This window comes from Clostridium omnivorum (assembly GCF_026012015.1).
Lineage (GTDB): Bacteria > Bacillota > Clostridia > Clostridiales > Clostridiaceae > Clostridium_AX > Clostridium_AX omnivorum.
In genome coordinates, this window is record NZ_BRXR01000001.1 from 1,930,109 (window position 1) to 1,947,421 (window position 17,313).

The following is a 17,313-nucleotide window of genomic DNA, read 5'->3' on the forward strand; positions in this document are numbered from 1 at the left end:
TGTATTTTTCCCATTTAATTCACTAAAGTATTCTTTGACATTAGTGTAGTTATCTGCAAAAATATTATTAGTAAATTAAAAGGAGTATAAAATATGTCAAACGCTAAAATATATTTTCTTATGGTTTTATGTACAATATTCTGGGCGGGTGCTTTCATAGCAGGAAAACTTTCAGCTCCATTCATTCCAGCCTTTACTTTAACTTTTTTACGATTTTCCATCGCCACAATTATAATGTATTTTATAATGAGAGCAAAGGGAGAAAATAAGTACAGGCTTAAAAAGAAGGATATCCCAGTATTTCTTTTTACAGGCTTTATAGGAATGTTCGGTTACCATGTACTATTTTTTACTGCTCTTAAGTATACCACTGCTATCAATTCTTCAATTATAGGCGCTGCTAATCCTATTATAACCTCAATTTTAGGTATAATCTTTTTAAAAGATAAAGTCAGCCTAAAAAGAATAGTTGGCATACTTCTATCCTTTACAGGGGTATTTTTAACTATTACTGGAGCTAGTTTAGATGTAATAAAAAGCTTTACCTTTAATCATGGCGATTTAATCATGCTGTTAGCTGTATTGATGTGGGCAGCCTATAGTATCTTCAGTAAGATAGTTATGCCTAGGTATTCCCCCTTAATACTTACTTATTATAGTTTTCTATTTTGTACTATAATCCTGATTCCCTTTGTTATATACGATGCTCCATGGAAGCTGTTAGGTACTGTACCCTATTACTCATATGTATCGGTTATTTATATGAGTGTTTTCCCTTCAGTTATTGGCTATTTGGTTCAGCAGATATCCATCAAGCATATTGGGCCAAGTAAAACTTCAATATTTATAAACTTAGTGCCTGTTTTCTCTATAATATTGTCCTTAACAATTCTCGGAGAAACCTTAGCTCCTATAAAACTTTTAACAGCAGCTTTAATAATATTAGGAGTTTATATCTGTCAAAAGAGTTAGTATTTAAGCAAGTTGATAATTTTCAAATTATCAACTTGTTTATTTTTTATCAAGACGATATATTTCTTGATTTATTATTAATAAAATGCATACTTTATTTCAAATTTCACATTTGCTAATAATTTGCCTGTTTAACCAAAAAGATTTTTAAAATATAATAACATTTTTTTAAAAAACACTTAATTTTTTTGCCCATTTTTAGTATAATGATATTGCGCTTAAAATGTTAACAATTAAACATAGTTCTTGAAATGATACTGCTAGATGAAAAAAGCTATAAATTCAAGACATTGAAACAACTTTACCTAAATAAAAGGAGGTATAAACTGTGTGTAAAAGTGTCCTAGTAGAAGAAAAATACCATGAACTTGAAGAATTTATTAACAATCTTCCTGATAAAAGAGGAGCATTAATAGAAGTTCTTCACAGAGCACAACATATATTTGGCTATCTTCCACAAGAAGTACAAACATTTGTTGGCGAAAAGTTAGGTGTACCAACTTCAAAGGTATTTGGAGTGGTAAGCTTTTATTCCTATTTTACTACAGAACCAAGAGGAGAGTATGTTGTAAACATCTGTTTAGGTACTGCATGCTTCGTACGTGGAGCTGCTGGCGTTTTAGCTGAATTTGAAAAACAGTTAAACATTAAAAATGGACAAACTACTCCAGATGGTAAGTTTACTATAGGTTCCTTAAGATGTGTTGGTGCTTGTGGACTTGCCCCTGTAGTTATGGTAAACGACAAAGTTTACGGTCACGTTACTGAACAAGATGTTAGCAAAATACTCGCTGAATATACTGAGTAGGAGGGAATTACTTTGAATAAAATAAGCTCTTTTGAAGAACTTCAACAATTATATACAGAATTCAAGCCTCTACTAAGTCTTAGAAAGCAAGAAGAGGCTAAAGATACAAAAGTTGTAAGAAACATTCAAGTCTGTGGAGGAACTGGATGTAAAGCTTCTCAAAGTGATCTTATTGTTAAGAACTTAGAAGATTGTCTTGAGAAAGCAGGTCTTGCAGAAGAGGTTTCTGTATCCATAACTGGATGCTTTGGTTTCTGCGAAAAAGGACCTATAGTAAAAATAAGCCCAGACCATGTATTCTATGTACATGTTAAACCTGAAGATGCTGAAGAAATAGTTAATGAGCATCTTGTAAATGGAAAAGTAATTGATAGATTACTTTATGAAGAACCATCATTAAAAGAAAAAGTTAAAAAACAAGAAGAGATGTCTTTCTATAAGAAACAAGAAAGAATAGCTCTTAGAAACTGCGGTTTTATAAACCCAGAAGATATAAAAGAGTCTATTGCAAATGAAGGTTACCTTGCTCTAGGTAAGGTGTTAACTACAATGACTCCTGATGATTTAATTCAAAATATGATTGCTTCAGGTCTTCGTGGACGTGGAGGCGGCGGATTCCCAACTGGTCAAAAATGGTTATTTGCCAAGAGAAATGATGCTGATCAAAAATATGTAATCTGTAATGCTGACGAAGGAGACCCAGGTGCATTTATGGATCGTTCCATACTTGAAGGAGATCCAAACAGTGTTATAGAAGCAATGGCTATAGCTGGTTATGCTATAGGCGCTAGCGAAGGTTACATTTATATAAGAGCTGAGTATCCACTAGCTATTGATAGACTAAGAATAGCTATAGCACAAGCTAGAGAACTTGGATTACTTGGTAAGAACATTTTAGGAACTAACTTTGACTTTGATATATTCATAAAATATGGTGCTGGAGCTTTCGTATGTGGAGAAGAAACTGCTCTAATTCACTCAATCGAAGGAAACCGTGGAGAGCCAACAACTAAGCCACCATTCCCTGCACAAAGCGGATTATGGAATAAGCCAACTATCGTAAACAACGTTGAAACTTATGCTAATATACCACCAATCATACTAAAAGGTGCAGATTGGTTCAGTTCTATGGGAACTAAGACTTCCAAGGGAACTAAAGTTTTCGCACTAGCTGGTAAGATTAACAATGTTGGTCTTGTTGAAATACCAATGGGAACAACTCTAAGAGAAATAATATATGATATAGGTGGAGGAATTAAGAACGGACGTAAGTTTAAGGCTGTACAAACAGGTGGTCCATCTGGAGGATGTATTCCAGCTTCCAATCTTGACATTGCAATTGACTATGAATCCCTAAATGCTATAGGCTCAATGATGGGTTCAGGTGGAATGATAGTAATGGATGAAGATAACTGTATGGTTGATATAGCTAAATTCTATCTAGAATTTACTGTTGAAGAATCCTGTGGAAAATGTTCACCTTGCCGTATAGGAAATAAGAGATTACTTGAAATATTAACTAGGATTACTCAAGGAAAGGGAACTGAGCAAGACTTAGAAGACTTAAAAGAGCTAGCAGAAACTATTAAAGATACTTCTCTTTGCGGTCTTGGTCAAACAGCTCCAAATCCAGTTTTAAGTACAATGAAATACTTTATGGATGAGTACGAAGCTCACATAAAGGAACACAGATGTCCTGCTGGAGTTTGTCAAGCATTACTTCAATATCAAATCACTGACAAGTGTATAGGATGTACAAAATGTGCTAGACAATGTCCTGTTTCCTGTATCTCTGGAAAAGTTAAAGAAAAGCACGTTATTGGTCAAGATAAGTGTATCAAATGCGGAGCTTGTCAAACAGCTTGTCCAGTTAAAGCTATAATTAAGAAGTAATTAATTATTAGCTTAGTTAATGAATTTTACAAATTTAAATAGATTATAGAATTAAAATTTCTTATGAATTATTCGAAAGAGGTGAATGTTTTGAGTTTAGTAACTGTAACTATAAATAATAGACAAGTTCAAGTAGAAGAGGGAACTACTATTTTAGAAGCTGCTAAATTACTCAATATAAAAATTCCTACACTATGTCACCTAAACTTACATGACACAAAGATGGTTAACCAAACCGCTTCCTGCCGTGTATGTGTAGTTGAAGTAGAAGGTAGAAGAAATCTAGCACCAGCATGTGCTACCCCAGTATTCAACAACATGGTTGTTAAGACAAATACTATAAAAGCAATAAGAGCTAGAAGAACAGTAGTAGAATTATTACTTTCTGACCATCCAAAGGATTGCTTAGTATGTGAAAAGAATACTAACTGTGAATTACAACAATTAGCTGCTGATTTGGAAGTTCGTGATATTCCTTATCAAGGAGAAATTTCATCTTATGAAATAGATAACTCCAGTCATTCTATAGTTAGAAACCTTGACAAGTGTATACTATGTCGTCGTTGCGAAACTATGTGTAATAAGGTACAAACTGTTAACGTACTTTCTGGAATAAATAGAGGATTCCAAACAGTTGTTGCACCAGCATATTCATTACCAATGGATGAAACATCCTGTACTTTCTGCGGACAATGCGTTGCTGTGTGTCCAACTGGAGCTCTAACAGAAGTTAACAATGTTAAAAAAGTATGGAGAGCTTTAAACAACAAGGATAAGTATGTTGTAGTTCAAACTGCTCCTGCAGTAAGAGTTGCTCTTGGTGAAGAATTCGGATTAGAGCCAGGAACTCCTGTTACTGGTAAAATGGTATCTGCATTAAGATCCTTAGGCTTCGATAAAGTATTCGATACTGACTTCGCTGCTGACTTAACTATAATGGAAGAAGCTTCTGAGCTTATTCATAGAATACAACACGGTGGCAGACTTCCAATACTAACAAGCTGCTGCCCAGGCTGGGTTAAGTTCTTTGAACACCAATTCCCAGACCTACTAGATATACCATCATCTTGTAAATCACCACACGAAATGTTTGGTGCTATAACTAAAACTTACTATGCAGAGAAAATGGGCATAGATCCAAAGAATATAGTAGTTGTTTCAGTAATGCCTTGTCTAGCTAAGAAGTATGAAGCTGCAAGACCTGAACTTTCAAACGACGGATTACAAGACGTTGATATAGTTATAACTACTAGAGAGCTTGGCAAGATGCTTAAGGAAGCTGGAGTTGATTTCAACAGCTTAGAAGATGGCGAATTTGATAATCCACTTGGAGAATCAACAGGAGCATCTGTAATCTTCGGAACAACTGGTGGAGTTATAGAAGCTGCTTTAAGAACTGCTTACGAATGGTTAACAAATGAAACTCTAGAGCAAGTTGAATTCCATGCATTAAGAGGTATGGACGGAGTTAAGGAAGCTACCGTTAAAGTTAACGATATGGACATTAACATAGCTGTTGCTCACGGGCTTGGAAATGCTAGAAAGATTCTTGAAGCTATCCAAAGAGGAGAAGCTAACTATCAAGCTATAGAAATAATGGCTTGCCCAGGTGGATGTATAAATGGAGGCGGACAGCCTTATAACCACGGAGATGTAGATGTAATTAAGAAACGTATGGAAGGTCTTTATATAGAGGATAGAGGTAAGGCTTTAAGAAAGTCTCATGAAAATCCTGGTATAAAGAAGTTATATGAAGAATTCCTTGGTGAACCATACGGTGAAAAGGCTCATCACCTACTACACACTCATTATACAAAGAGAACTAAGCTATAATATAAAAGGATGGAGAAAGCTCCATCCTTTTTTTATTTCTTCCAATTGCTCATAAGTATATCATAAAGTTCTTTTGTCTTAGCTGCATCTTTGTAGTTTATAATAACACGATCTTTATCTGAAATAATGTATATTACGGGTGCCTTTCTATCCTTAATGAAAAGAGTGCTCTCCCCAAGCCCCTGTAAAACAAATTTGCCCTTCATTGTCTTATTGTTATAAGAGCCTACAATTTTCCTATCATACCTTGGTATAGTGTCTTTCATGCTTATTTCTGTAATGTCCTTAAAATAAAGCTTTTTACCATACATGCCATCAAAACTAACGAAGTCAGAGTTTACAGAAACATTGACTTCTCTTGCCCCAAACAGTATTAGCCCAACTATCATTGCAATTATTATTAAGCTTAGCACTGTTAAAAGTTTTGTTTGTCCTTTCATAAATAATCCCCCTTAAATACCCCTATAAATTAACTATGCTTAAAATATAAGTATAGTTTAAAATTCTGATATAAAATTATAATTTATCTTTAAGAATGAGTCCGTTATAAAATCCCCACAGGATAAATCTTGATTTCCTGAATTTAAATTTTTATATCCTATACACTTCATGCCAGCATTCTTGGCTGCTTTAGTACCATTGCAGGAATCCTCTATAACAATACATTCCTCTGGTTTAACACCTAGCTTACTTGCTGCATATAAGAATACATCCGGTGCAGGCTTTGAATTTTCAACGTAATCCCCAGTCACAAGTTCATCAAAAAACTCCTGCAGCTCGTATCTTTTCACTACTATTTTTATAACGTCTAACGGAGAGGAAGATGCTATTGCGAGTTTTACTCCATTATCATGCAGCTCTTTTATAAATTCTCTAACTCCTTCAATTAGTACTACTTCATTTTTATCAGACTTTAGATATTCTAAATACTGAACTCTATCATTATTAACAAGTTCTTCTAAACTTTGCTTAAGCTCATTCTTAACCCTTAAGGTTTCCCACATATAATGAGAGGTTGTTCCCACAAAGCCCATGTGCTCCTCTTCAGTAACTGCTATTCCTAAATTTTTAAAAATCTCTTTTTCAAATTTAACGTGTGCTGGTTCACTGTCAATAATTACTCCATCCATATCAAATATAACTGCTTTTACCATTGTATCCTCCTGTTTTTGTGTATTTGTATAACCCTAGTATAATGTAAAATCATGCCCATTGGAATAACCTGAAGGCATGATTTTAAAATTGTGTTTCTATGTTAAAGGCTTATTTTCAGCATTTCCCTCTTCATAATTAACTTTTAGCAGTAAACCTCCTCCAATAACAAAAAGTATTACAAGACTAAATACACCTAATCTAGAATTGCCAGTTAATTGAGTAACTATAGCCATTAGAAATGGTCCAAGTATTGAAGAAAATCTACCAAGTATGTTGTAGAGTCCAAAAAACTCCGAGGACTTATTCTTAGGTATTATCTTGCCATAAAAAGAACGGCTTAGTGCTTGAATTCCACCTTGTGAGCTAGCTACCAGCATAGCTAAAATCCAGTAACCTAGTACAGACTTAATAAAATAAGCATAAAAGGTGAGTCCCGTATATACTACTATTCCAATAAGCAGCATATTCTTTGCAGAGTACTTTTCTGCAAGCTTACCATAGAGAATAGCAAATGGAAAGGCAACAAATTGTACCACTAATAAAATTATAAGCAAATTATTCCCGCTAATGCCTACATCTCTTCCATAGACGCTGGACATACGAATTATAGTTGATACTCCATCTATATAGAAAAAGTATGCTATTAAAAACATAAAAATAACTTTATACTCTTTCACATGCTTTATGGTATCTAGCAATCTAGAAAGACTTTCTTTCATTACATGCTTAGAAGGCTCTATATAATATTTTTGTTTCACATTTTTTATCATTGGAATAGTAAAGATAAACCACCAAACCGCAGTAATAAAAAATGCCAGCTTAGTAGCAGCTACTGTTGAGCTTAAACCAATAAGTGAGGGTTTCATAATAAATATAATTCCTACTATAAACGGAATAGTGCTTCCTATATATCCAAAGCCAAAGCCTAAAGACGATATCCAATCCATTTTCTTTTCTTCTGTTACATCTACAAGAAAAGCATCATAAAAAATATTAGCTCCTGAAAAACCTATAACAGATAGTGTGTATATAACTATACATTTAATAAAGTCTCCCTGGTTTAATGTAACTAGTAGCCCCGTTGCTACAACACCTACAAAGAAAAATCCAGTAAATAATCTCTTTTTAAAGTTTTTATAGTCTGCTATTGCCCCAAGAATAGGTGCTAATATTGAAATAAGCAATGTGGATAGTGAGCTTGCATAGCCCCAGTAGGCTGTAGACATATTGGGGTCAATTCCCTTGGCTACTACATCCTTAAAAAAGATAGGAAGAATTGCGGTAGTTATGGCAATAGAGTATGCAGAATTAGCCCAATCGTATAAAATCCAGCTTTTCTCTTGTTTTGTCATAATAAAACCCCCTTTATTTATATAATTAGCTATATTGAAGTCACACTGTTTTAAGAGCAATGACTAAGTGGTAATAATATAAAGCTTTTATATACTATGCTGGCTAAAATTAATATATTATTCATATTGTATAGCTTTAATAATAAATAAACTTTTAGTAATATATTATTTGTGGCTTACATTAACTTCCACCAAACTCATTTTTTTCGCATATGCTAATGCACCTCTAATTATATAGGAAATGGAGGGAGACCATAGAATGAGAGATGTAAAAATATTTACTGATAGCACAAGCGACTTAACACCAGAAATAATACTTGATAATCATATATCACTAGTGCCTCTATATGTTAATTTTGAGGACAAGTCTTTTAAAGATGGCATAGATATAAACACTACTACTTTATACGAAATAGTTAAAGCAAAGGGTAAACTGCCAAAAACAGCAGCAGCCTCACCTTCAGATTTTTATACTGCCTTTAAATCCTATATAGATGAAGGTAAGGACATAATATTTATAAGCTTATCCTCTAAGCTTTCTTCAAACCTTCAAAATGCTGCTATAGCAGCCAGTGAATTTGATAAAGATAGAATTGAATTAGTTGACTCCTTAAATCTTTCAACAGGTATTGGACTATTAGTTATGAAGGCAGTAGATTATGCAAAGGAAGGCTTAGATGTGCATGAAATAGCGGGTAGAATAAGAGAACTAGTACCTAAAGTAAAAACAGCCTTCATAATAGACACCTTAGAGTATTTATATAAAGGTGGACGCTGCAATGCACTTCAAAACTTTTTGGGCAATGTATTAAAAATAAGACCTGTAGTTCAAGTTGTGAATGGTTCCATGATTTTGGCACAGAAAATACGTGGAAAAAGGAAAAAAGCATTAAGTATAATGCTCCAAAATGTTCTTAAAGACAAAGAAAACATCCAACTTGATAGGATTACCGTAACTCACTCCATGAGTGACGAAGATGCTAAATACCTAAAGAAAGAATTAGAAAAAGCTATTCCTGCTAAAGAAATCTTAATTACAAATGCTGGTTGTGTTGTATCTAGTCACTGCGGACCTAATACTGTAGGAATTTTATATATATCAAAATAGCCTCACTAAGTGAGGCTATTTTTTATTATAATACCTATTAAAGTGATAAATATAAATACTGCAAAAAAAATTCCTATTCCTTTTATATAAATACTAGCATAGTATTTTCTCCAAAATTCCCTATCTTGCTTTACTTCCATATCTTCTTCAAGCCTTATAGTCTTATTTAGATCAAGGTCTGGCTCTGTGATACCTTCGTAGAGCTGTCTGCATTTTTCACATTCTATAAAATGTTCTTCAATTAACTGCCTTGTTTCTTTAGAAACCTTTCCCTCAGCATAAAACGGGAGCAAATCTCTTATAAGAAAGCATTTCATATAACTTCACCTTCTTTTTCAAAAAGAGTCTTGAACTGAATTCTTGCCCTGTATACGTTAATCTTAACTTGGGACATACTCCAATTCATAAGCTGAGCTATCTCTGCATAGGAGAGCTCCATTACGTCACACATAATAAGTACATTCTTATGCTCTTCTTTCAATTCATTTAATACTTTTCTAACTTTCTCAGCCTTTTCTCTTCTTTCTATAGAGTCTTCAGGGATGAAAACCTCTGACTGAAGCTTAATTTCCTCCATATCGTCTAATGCTACCATATCATATTTCATTTCTCTTCTATACCAGGAAACGTATAGATTATGAGCTATTGTATAAAGCCAAGTTTTTACTGAGCACTCTTGTCTAAATGATTGCAGCCCTTTAAAAGCTTTTAAAAAAACCTCTTGGCAAAGTTCCTCTGAAATGGGCTTATTTCCAGTTTGGTAGTAAAAGTATGAATATATGAGGGGCTTATACTGTTTATAAAGCTCCTCCAGTGTGCCTATGTTTTTCAAAGTATACACTCCATAAAAATTAGATTTCCAGCCAAATAGACATCCACATAGCCATAAAAATAATTAACCCCATACCAACACCCATAACTACCTTTGCCCTTTTAATTACTCTATTTGCTTCATCAAAATTATCTTCATTTGTATCCTCTTCTTGAGGTATACTAACTTTTTCTTCTCTTTCCATAGCCCAGCTTCTGCAGTAACTGCATTCTTTCTCATGTTCTCTCATCCATTCCATCGTTTCCTTCTCGGCTTCCCCCTGCACATAAGCAGAATATAAATCTTTAAAAACCGAGCACTGACTTTTACATACCTTCACCTTTTACTCCCTCCTTATATACCCCAACGGGTTCAACTACTCCCGTTTTTACATCTACTAAATAATATTGCTTTTCTGGACTCATAAATGTTATTACACAAACTCTCCACTTTAGCTCAGAACTATAAAAGTCATCAGCGCATTTTACTAAGCTTGCTTTTGCAGTATACACCCTCAATGGATTATATCTTGCTTTTACTAATTTTATAGCCTTATCCTTATTAATAATAAAGCTCTTCTGAGTATACTTTCTAGCCTCTGGTTTTAACTGTTGACTAAAATTTATTAACTCCCCTTTGTAATTTATCAGTGAAGAAATAAATACTTTCCCCGCTGGAACTGAGCCTACAAAATTATACTGACCATAAGTATATTGTTTTCCAAGGTCTGTTTCTTTAAAGCTTCCATTATTGAAAAAAGGGCTTATACTTTCAATATACTTTTTTGCTTTTTCCCTATTCTTAGCTGTTCCCTCTTTGGTTTTATCAAACTTCATACTGTCTTTATTAGATAAATCATTAAAGCCTACAACTTCCCCATTAGCTGAATCTATATCAAAACTTTTTCCATCCTGACATTTTACGTTAATTGTGCCTCTCCATAAACTATTGACACTACTATAGACGTAATCAGGAGTATTTTCGTTCATGTATTTATAAAAATTTTCTATTTTTTCTTTTATCTTATTTTCGTCAATTTTTACTATTGAGTAGTCTTTTATGTCAAATGCACCTGTTATAAATAATCGATTTAGCTTTCCATCCCCATCCCACTTTATTTCACACATAGGATAGTCATGGTCCTCCACCATATCGCCATTCTTAAATTTATGATAAATTTTTATAATATACTTTCCATCACTTTCAGAAGTCATAATTTGATATTTTTCTTCACTATAGGTATAACCAATATTTTTAATTAACTGTATTGATTTACTTATAAGTTCTTTACTATCAAAACTAATTGATTTTTTTATATTATTTTTTGTTCTCTCGATGTTCAGATTTTTTCCATCAACATCAAATGTATGTATTTTATATTCACCTAAGGTAATATTATATTCCTTGCTAATGTATGAATTTGAAACTTCATTTACTACCATCTTATCTTTGCTATTTTCAGTTACACACCGTATTCTCTTTTCAATTTCCTCAAGGGATGCATTCTTAACCCCTTTATAAAATATATTGCTCACAGCATAATCCTGATTATTACTATATAAATTAAAAATATTATATATAGGGTTCGCAATAAGTACCATTACTAAAGGTATTATTAAAGTATACCTTCTATATTTATCTAAATTTACTCTGCTAAATATAACTTCATATATAATGAGTAAGAACATAAATGCAGCAAATGGCATCATAATTTTTAATGGTTTCACCTTGTAAGAAACCATTATATTAGTTATAGCTGCTATAGATAGTGCCACATACCATAGCTTGTCTTTTCTCCAGTAACATTGGAAAAACAAATATAACTCCAGACCTGCTAATGGAACAACCAATATAGCAGCTCCGTCATTCATTGCACTACCTCCAAATAAGCCTAAAATCACACCATATACTAGTGGAATGCTCATCATTGCAATATCAACTGTGTAAGTATATCCCTTGAATTTATTTATCCCAATGGTAAGTATATAGTATACTGCTACAACAGCTATATAACCCCAAAACAGAAAATGTACAAGCTGTACTACGGCATCCCACTTTGCCGAATATATAGGTCTGTATTTATTGTAAGTTGTCATTTGATGAGCAAACTCAATAGTAAAGCCAATAAGCATTAGTACTCTTACTATAACACCCGTGTAAAGCATGTTTCTTTCAAATTTATCTTTTTTTATAAATATGTTTATTATGTATATAAAACTCATCATAAGCACAGCAGTACTCATTAAATAGAGCGTAATATCGCTAACGATCATATAACTGCTAAAATGACTTACTATCTTCTCTAAAAGCATAATGTAACTCCTTCCTTTTTGGCACATCTAACTATATAGACAACGAAATATGGAAAAAGTTACACTATATTTAAAATATTTTTTTAAATATAAAAGCTGGATAGCTTATCTACCCAGCTTACTTAACCATATTTTTATTTATTAAAGTATTCTTCCCTCATAAGTCCCATTGCTATTTCGTCGTAGTATTTTCCATCCTTAAATAGCTCATTTCTAAGTACCCCTTCTATTTGAAAACCGCACTTTTTATAACTCTTTATAGCTCTTTCATTAAAAGAAAAAGTATTAAGCTTAACCTTGTTTATATTCATTTGCTCAAATATAAACTTAACAAGTACCTTCATAGCATCTGTGCCATAGCCCTTACCCCAGTAGTCTTTATCGCCAATAAAAATGCCAACTGTTGCCACACTATTTTTCCAATCTATATTATTTAAGCCGCAGCCGCCAATGTATTTATTATCCTCTAAAGTCTCTATGGCAAAGTTATACAGTTCATTCCCAGCACTTTGCTTTTCAAACCACTCTTCTTCATCTTTAAGAGTATTAGGGTACGGTATCCCAGTTATTAATAGCCTTTTTATTTCAAAATCATTTACGAGTTCAAGAGCTTTAGGTACATCTTCTTTTCTATAAGCTCTAAGCCTTATTTTCTCCCCTGTGTAATACATCGTATAACCCCCTTTAAAAATCTATTAAAATACATTTAACCATATTATTACAGCAATGTCAAACCACACAGTTTAATATTCCAATACAGTAGTAAAATAAGGGCTGCTATGCAGTTAAACTAAAATTTAGTTGCATAGCAGCCCTTTGCTTTATCTATTTTATCTCTACCATTACAGGACAGTGATCTGACCCCATAACCTCATTTAATATACCTACATCTTTAACCTCTTCTAGAAGATTGTTGGATACAAAGTGATAGTCTATTCTCCAGCCAGTGTTTCTTTCCCTTGCTTTGAACATATAGCTCCACCAGGAATACTCTATTTTATCTGGATTTTTGTATCTATAGGTATCCGTATATCCATTGGCTATGAATTTATCCATCCAAGCTCTTTCCATTGGTAGAAATCCTGAAGTCTTTTCATTTGCCTTTGCATTTTTTATATCCATCTCGGTATGAGCTGTGTTATAGTCTCCACAGATTATAAGCTTTTTACCTTCAGCTACTAGCTTGTTACAATAATCAAGCAGAGCATCATAAAACTCCATTTTGTAGGTTAATCTTTCCTCATTCATTTGACCATTTGGGAAGTATATATTAAATAGAGTAAACTTCTCAAATTCAGTTATTAGTATTCTGCCCTCACTATCAAAGCGCTGAATTCCTATACCATGCTTTACTGATATTGGTTTTTCCTTGGTGTAGGTAGCTGTACCGCTGTAGCCCTTCTTCTCAGCAAAGCTAAAATAAGAATAATACCCCTCTATATTCTTAAAGCTGTCTTCTAACTGGTTTTCTTGAAGCTTAGTTTCCTGTATGCATAAAACATCTGGTTGCTCTTCCTTAATCCATTCTAAAAAACCTTTTTTTAAAACGGCTCTAAGCCCATTTACATTCCATGAGTATATTTTCATAGTAATCCTCCTTCCACTTTTACTTTAAATTACTAATATTATATCATTATTGTCACAATACAACTATATTAGTATTTAGTTATAGCTTTAACTTTCAGAATAATGTATCATTGATATTGGAACTTAATATTAGACTGTAGGAGGACCTTATGAAACTTTCTTTCTTATTTGAAGATAAAACATTTTTTAAAACCATGTTTAAACTGGCTATTCCTATAGCCCTCCAAAATCTAATTCTATCTTCTTTAAATCTAGTAGATTCAATAATAATAGGCGGACTTGGAGATAGTGCCATAGCAAGTGTTGGACTTGCCAATCAGTACTTTTTTCTCTTTAACCTTCTTCTATTTGGTATAACCAGCGGTTCCGCTATTTTTACAGCTCAATTTTGGGGAAAAAGAGATATTCCTAATATAAGAAGAGTACTTGGAATATGTCTTGTGACTGGGGGTACAGCTGCTATTCTGTTTACAATAGGGGGACTATTCTTTCCTGAACAATTTATAGGCTTTTTTTCTAAGGATGCGGTTGTAATACATATGGGAGGTCAATATTTAAGAATTATAGTGCTAAGCTATCTTGCCACTTCAATTACCTTTTCATATTCCTTCATATTAAGGAGTACGGGACAGGTTAAAGTTCCTATGTTTGTGAGTGTAATAGCCCTAGGCATTAATACATTTTTAAATTATTCCCTGGTATATGGATACTTTGGATTTCCAAAGCTTGAAGTTAAAGGCTCAGCTATTGCTACAGTAATAGCCCGCTTAATTGAAGTTACACTGCTGCTAATAATCGTATATAGTCAAAAACTAGCAGTAGCTGCGAGACTTAGTGAACTCTTTGATTTATCTAAAAGCTTTGTATATAGATTCTTTAAAATTACTATTCCAGTAATATTGAACGAGTCTATGTGGGCCCTAGGAGTGAGCATGTACGCTTTTGTTTACGGGCATATGGGTACAGATGTGGTTGCTTCTACAAATATATCTGGAACTATTGAGAAGATTGCATGGGTAATATTTTTAGGCTTTGGAAATGCTTGTGCTGTAATGATAGGCAATAAAATAGGTGAGCATGATGAAGAAGCTGCCTATACATATGCAAAGCGTTTTATGATTTTAGGTCCAGCCTTTGCCATGCTAGCAGGAATTCTTGTATTTTTAAGCTCTGATTTCATTTTGTCGGCTTACAAGATTTCACCCACAGTTAGGTACTATTCACATAGAAATCTTATGGTTTTTTCTTTTTTCTTATGGGTTAAGGTATTTAACTATATTAGTATTGTAGGTATACTACGAAGCGGCGGTGATACAAAGTTCTGTCTTTTATTGGACATGAGTGGTGTTTGGCTGATTGGAGTCCCTCTAGTTGCATTTGGTGGATTAGTGCTTAAGCTTCCTGTATATTGGGTTTATGTGCTGGTCTATATGGAAGAAGTATTTAAATTCACTATTGGCATCCCTAGAATTCTCTCTAAAAAATGGATTAATCATCTGTCTCTAAGCACAGAGTAAAAGCAAAATGCAGCCAAAAGGCTGCATTTTATATTATAAAGAATGATATTGCTATTATTATATACACTGCTATTAGCTGAACACCTTCAAGCCAGTTAGACTGTCCATCCCCAGATACTTTATTTGCTATGAGCACTGCTACAATAAGGGATATAAGTTCAAACTCATTAAACACTATACTCATAGGAGTAAATAATAAGCTTAAAAATACTAGTATAGGTGCCACAAATAATATTATTTGGAGACTTGATCCTATAGCTATTTCAACGGCAACATCCATTTTATTCTTAAGTGCCATCAGTATTGCTGTACTATGCTCTGCGGCATTACCTATAATAGGGATTAAAATGATACCTACAAAGAATTCACTTAATCCTATAGCTTTTGTCATAGGCTCTACAGAACCTACTAAAAACTCACTTTCAAGAGCTATGATAACTGTAGCCCCCACAAGTACCATTACAGCCTTTTTAAGACTCCACTTAGCTTCTACAGTTTCTTCATGCTCAGAACCATATAAATCTTTATGAGTATGGAAGGAAAAATAGAGGCTTAAAAGGTATATAGCAAACATTAAAAAAGCTACTCCTACACTTAAGCCCTCATATCTTGAGGTATTTAATAATTCCGGATTTATTGTATGTGTAAATATTGCTGGTATACTAAGCCCAATTACTGCAAAGAGCAGCATACTAGATGATACATCAACTACTCCTCTATTAAACTTTTGAGTCTTATATTTTAGGCCTCCTGCAAGCATACTAGCTCCTAGTACTAATAGTATGTTTCCTATAACAGAACCAGCTATGGATGCCTTAACTACATCAAACAATCCTTCCTTAAGTGCAAAGAAGGATATTATAAGCTCTGTTGCATTTCCAAAGGTAGCATTTAAAAATCCTCCTATTCTTGGACCTGAGTAAACCGATATTTCTTCTGTGGCCTCGCCCATTAGTCCAGCTAATGGCATTATTGCTAATGCTGAAGCTACAAACAAAAATATAGGGCTTGCATGCATAAGTTCAAGAACTATACTTATTGGGATAAATACAAAAAGGACTCTTAAATACTTCATACTTTTATCTTCTCCTTGTTTTTAGCATTATAGAATATACACTTTGTCTTATTGCACTGTGCATTAAAATCACTAAACTGGCACATTATTTTATCGCTCATTTCCATTTTTACTCTTAAATTTTTATCAGTAAATTTCACTGCTTCTTCTACAACTAAATATGAATGTCTCTTACAGCATCTCGGTCCTCCGTTTATAGCCACAGATTTAAGACTATTAGAAGTCATAAGATTTGTAAGGCTCCATTCTTCCTCGGAGGATATATTCGCACCTGTAACTACACTTATGTATATTCCAGTACCTACAGCAGCGCCACAAACCCCGTAAAAGCCACATTGTCCTTCTATGGCACTTCCATATCTCTTCTCAGCTTCCATTAAGGCAGGTACCTTTTTGTCAAATTCACCAATAGTATTATAGTAAGCTGATATTAAAGCTGCTGATACCAAAAAGTGATGTTCAAGCCCATGAATGTTTATAGCTGGGTGTCGCATTAATAAATTCATTATATCAATTGGGTTCTCTGATTTAGTATTTGCACAATAGTCTTTAATTATATCTCTGGTTGATTTTAATTTACAGCTTTCACAAATATAATGACATTGAGTACACTTTTCCTTAGCTAAAACTTTCTTGTTACAATAATGACAATTTAATAGTTCTTCATCACTATTATTAACTAATTCTTCATCACAAAATATACATTTATTACTTTGCTCCATAGTTTTTCCCTCTTTATTAATAAGATTTATTGTGTTGTAATCTTTTACATTGCTTCATATAATACCATATTTTCTGTTAATTATTAAACAATCTATATAATTCTTTTTTTTTCTTGAAAATCCTTCTATTCTATAAACATTTTTATACAATTATTTATAAATGTTTAT

The 17,313-nt window shown here is 33.3% G+C and carries 17 protein-coding genes; 6 read left to right on the forward strand and 11 right to left on the reverse strand.

Going from position 1 to position 17,313, the window contains the following annotated elements:
* Positions 1–93 precede the first annotated feature (93 nt).
* The 4 genes from bsdE14_RS09150 to bsdE14_RS09165 all read left to right on the forward strand — a co-directional run bounded on the left by bsdE14_RS09150 (position 94) and on the right by bsdE14_RS09165 (position 5,506).
* On the forward strand, positions 94–972 hold the full coding sequence (locus bsdE14_RS09150; protein WP_264849621.1) for a DMT family transporter: 879 nt from the start codon (positions 94–96) through the stop codon (positions 970–972).
* Positions 973–1,300: 328 nt separating this feature from the next.
* Positions 1,301–1,780 carry an NADH-quinone oxidoreductase subunit NuoE gene (gene nuoE / locus bsdE14_RS09155; protein WP_264849622.1) on the forward strand — a complete coding sequence of 160 codons (480 nt, stop codon included), beginning with the start codon at positions 1,301–1,303 and terminating at the stop codon, positions 1,778–1,780.
* Positions 1,781–1,792: 12 nt separating this feature from the next.
* The gene (nuoF, locus tag bsdE14_RS09160) at positions 1,793–3,673 is read left to right on the forward strand and encodes an NADH-quinone oxidoreductase subunit NuoF (protein WP_309298116.1); all 1,881 of its coding nucleotides are present in this window, start codon (positions 1,793–1,795) and stop codon (positions 3,671–3,673) included.
* A gap of 90 nt (positions 3,674–3,763) precedes the next feature.
* Complete coding sequence (locus bsdE14_RS09165) at positions 3,764–5,506, forward strand: NADH-dependent [FeFe] hydrogenase, group A6 (protein WP_264849623.1); 1,743 nt, start codon at positions 3,764–3,766, stop codon at positions 5,504–5,506.
* Between the two features lie 32 nt (positions 5,507–5,538).
* Here the strand turns inward: bsdE14_RS09165 and bsdE14_RS09170 are convergent, their stop codons facing one another.
* The 3 genes from bsdE14_RS09170 to bsdE14_RS09180 all read right to left on the reverse strand — a co-directional run bounded on the left by bsdE14_RS09170 (position 5,539) and on the right by bsdE14_RS09180 (position 8,013).
* A complete protein-coding gene (locus bsdE14_RS09170; RefSeq protein WP_264849624.1) occupies positions 5,539–5,946 on the reverse strand; it encodes a hypothetical protein in 408 nt (135 codons plus the stop codon).
* A gap of 57 nt (positions 5,947–6,003) precedes the next feature.
* Entirely contained in the window at positions 6,004–6,660 is a 657-nt protein-coding gene (locus bsdE14_RS09175) for an HAD family hydrolase (RefSeq protein WP_264849625.1), read from the reverse strand.
* 96 nt (positions 6,661–6,756) lie between these two features.
* Positions 6,757–8,013, reverse strand: coding sequence for an MFS transporter (locus bsdE14_RS09180; RefSeq protein WP_264849626.1), 1,257 nt, complete (start codon positions 8,011–8,013; stop codon positions 6,757–6,759).
* 259 nt (positions 8,014–8,272) lie between these two features.
* Here bsdE14_RS09180 and bsdE14_RS09185 point away from each other — a divergent pair, with 259 nt between their 5' ends.
* A complete protein-coding gene (locus tag bsdE14_RS09185) occupies positions 8,273–9,121 on the forward strand; it encodes a DegV family protein (protein ID WP_264849627.1) in 849 nt (282 codons plus the stop codon).
* 5 nt (positions 9,122–9,126) lie between these two features.
* Here the strand turns inward: bsdE14_RS09185 and bsdE14_RS09190 are convergent, their stop codons facing one another.
* From bsdE14_RS09190 to bsdE14_RS09215, 6 genes are all read right to left on the reverse strand, one after another.
* Positions 9,127–9,438: an anti-sigma factor family protein gene (locus bsdE14_RS09190; protein WP_264849628.1), complete on the reverse strand. Its 312-nt coding sequence runs from the start codon at positions 9,436–9,438 to the stop codon at positions 9,127–9,129.
* Positions 9,435–9,953, reverse strand: coding sequence for an RNA polymerase sigma factor (locus bsdE14_RS09195; RefSeq protein WP_264849629.1), 519 nt, complete (start codon positions 9,951–9,953; stop codon positions 9,435–9,437). Before bsdE14_RS09195 ends, bsdE14_RS09190 begins: the two co-directional genes overlap by 4 nt.
* 19 nt (positions 9,954–9,972) lie before the next feature.
* Entirely contained in the window at positions 9,973–10,272 is a 300-nt protein-coding gene (locus tag bsdE14_RS09200; RefSeq protein ID WP_264849630.1) for a zf-HC2 domain-containing protein, read from the reverse strand.
* The gene (locus bsdE14_RS09205) at positions 10,259–12,244 is read right to left on the reverse strand and encodes a glycosyltransferase family protein (RefSeq protein WP_264849631.1); all 1,986 of its coding nucleotides are present in this window, start codon (positions 12,242–12,244) and stop codon (positions 10,259–10,261) included. The genes bsdE14_RS09200 and bsdE14_RS09205 overlap by 14 nt, the downstream gene beginning before the upstream one ends.
* A gap of 134 nt (positions 12,245–12,378) precedes the next feature.
* Complete coding sequence (locus bsdE14_RS09210) at positions 12,379–12,915, reverse strand: GNAT family N-acetyltransferase (protein WP_264849632.1); 537 nt, start codon at positions 12,913–12,915, stop codon at positions 12,379–12,381.
* 154 nt (positions 12,916–13,069) lie between these two features.
* A complete protein-coding gene (locus tag bsdE14_RS09215; protein WP_264849633.1) occupies positions 13,070–13,831 on the reverse strand; it encodes an exodeoxyribonuclease III in 762 nt (253 codons plus the stop codon).
* A gap of 149 nt (positions 13,832–13,980) precedes the next feature.
* On the opposite strand from bsdE14_RS09215, the gene bsdE14_RS09220 reads away from it, so the two are divergent.
* Entirely contained in the window at positions 13,981–15,348 is a 1,368-nt protein-coding gene (locus bsdE14_RS09220) for an MATE family efflux transporter (RefSeq protein ID WP_264849634.1), read from the forward strand.
* A gap of 28 nt (positions 15,349–15,376) precedes the next feature.
* On the opposite strand, the gene cax is transcribed toward bsdE14_RS09220, so the two are convergent.
* Together cax and bsdE14_RS09230 are read right to left on the reverse strand one after the other, a co-directional pair.
* Positions 15,377–16,423 carry a calcium/proton exchanger gene (gene cax / locus bsdE14_RS09225; protein WP_264849635.1) on the reverse strand — a complete coding sequence of 349 codons (1,047 nt, stop codon included), beginning with the start codon at positions 16,421–16,423 and terminating at the stop codon, positions 15,377–15,379.
* Positions 16,420–17,145 carry a DUF5714 domain-containing protein gene (locus tag bsdE14_RS09230; protein WP_264849636.1) on the reverse strand — a complete coding sequence of 242 codons (726 nt, stop codon included), beginning with the start codon at positions 17,143–17,145 and terminating at the stop codon, positions 16,420–16,422. Before bsdE14_RS09230 ends, cax begins: the two co-directional genes overlap by 4 nt.
* Between the last annotated feature and the right edge of the window lie 168 nt (positions 17,146–17,313).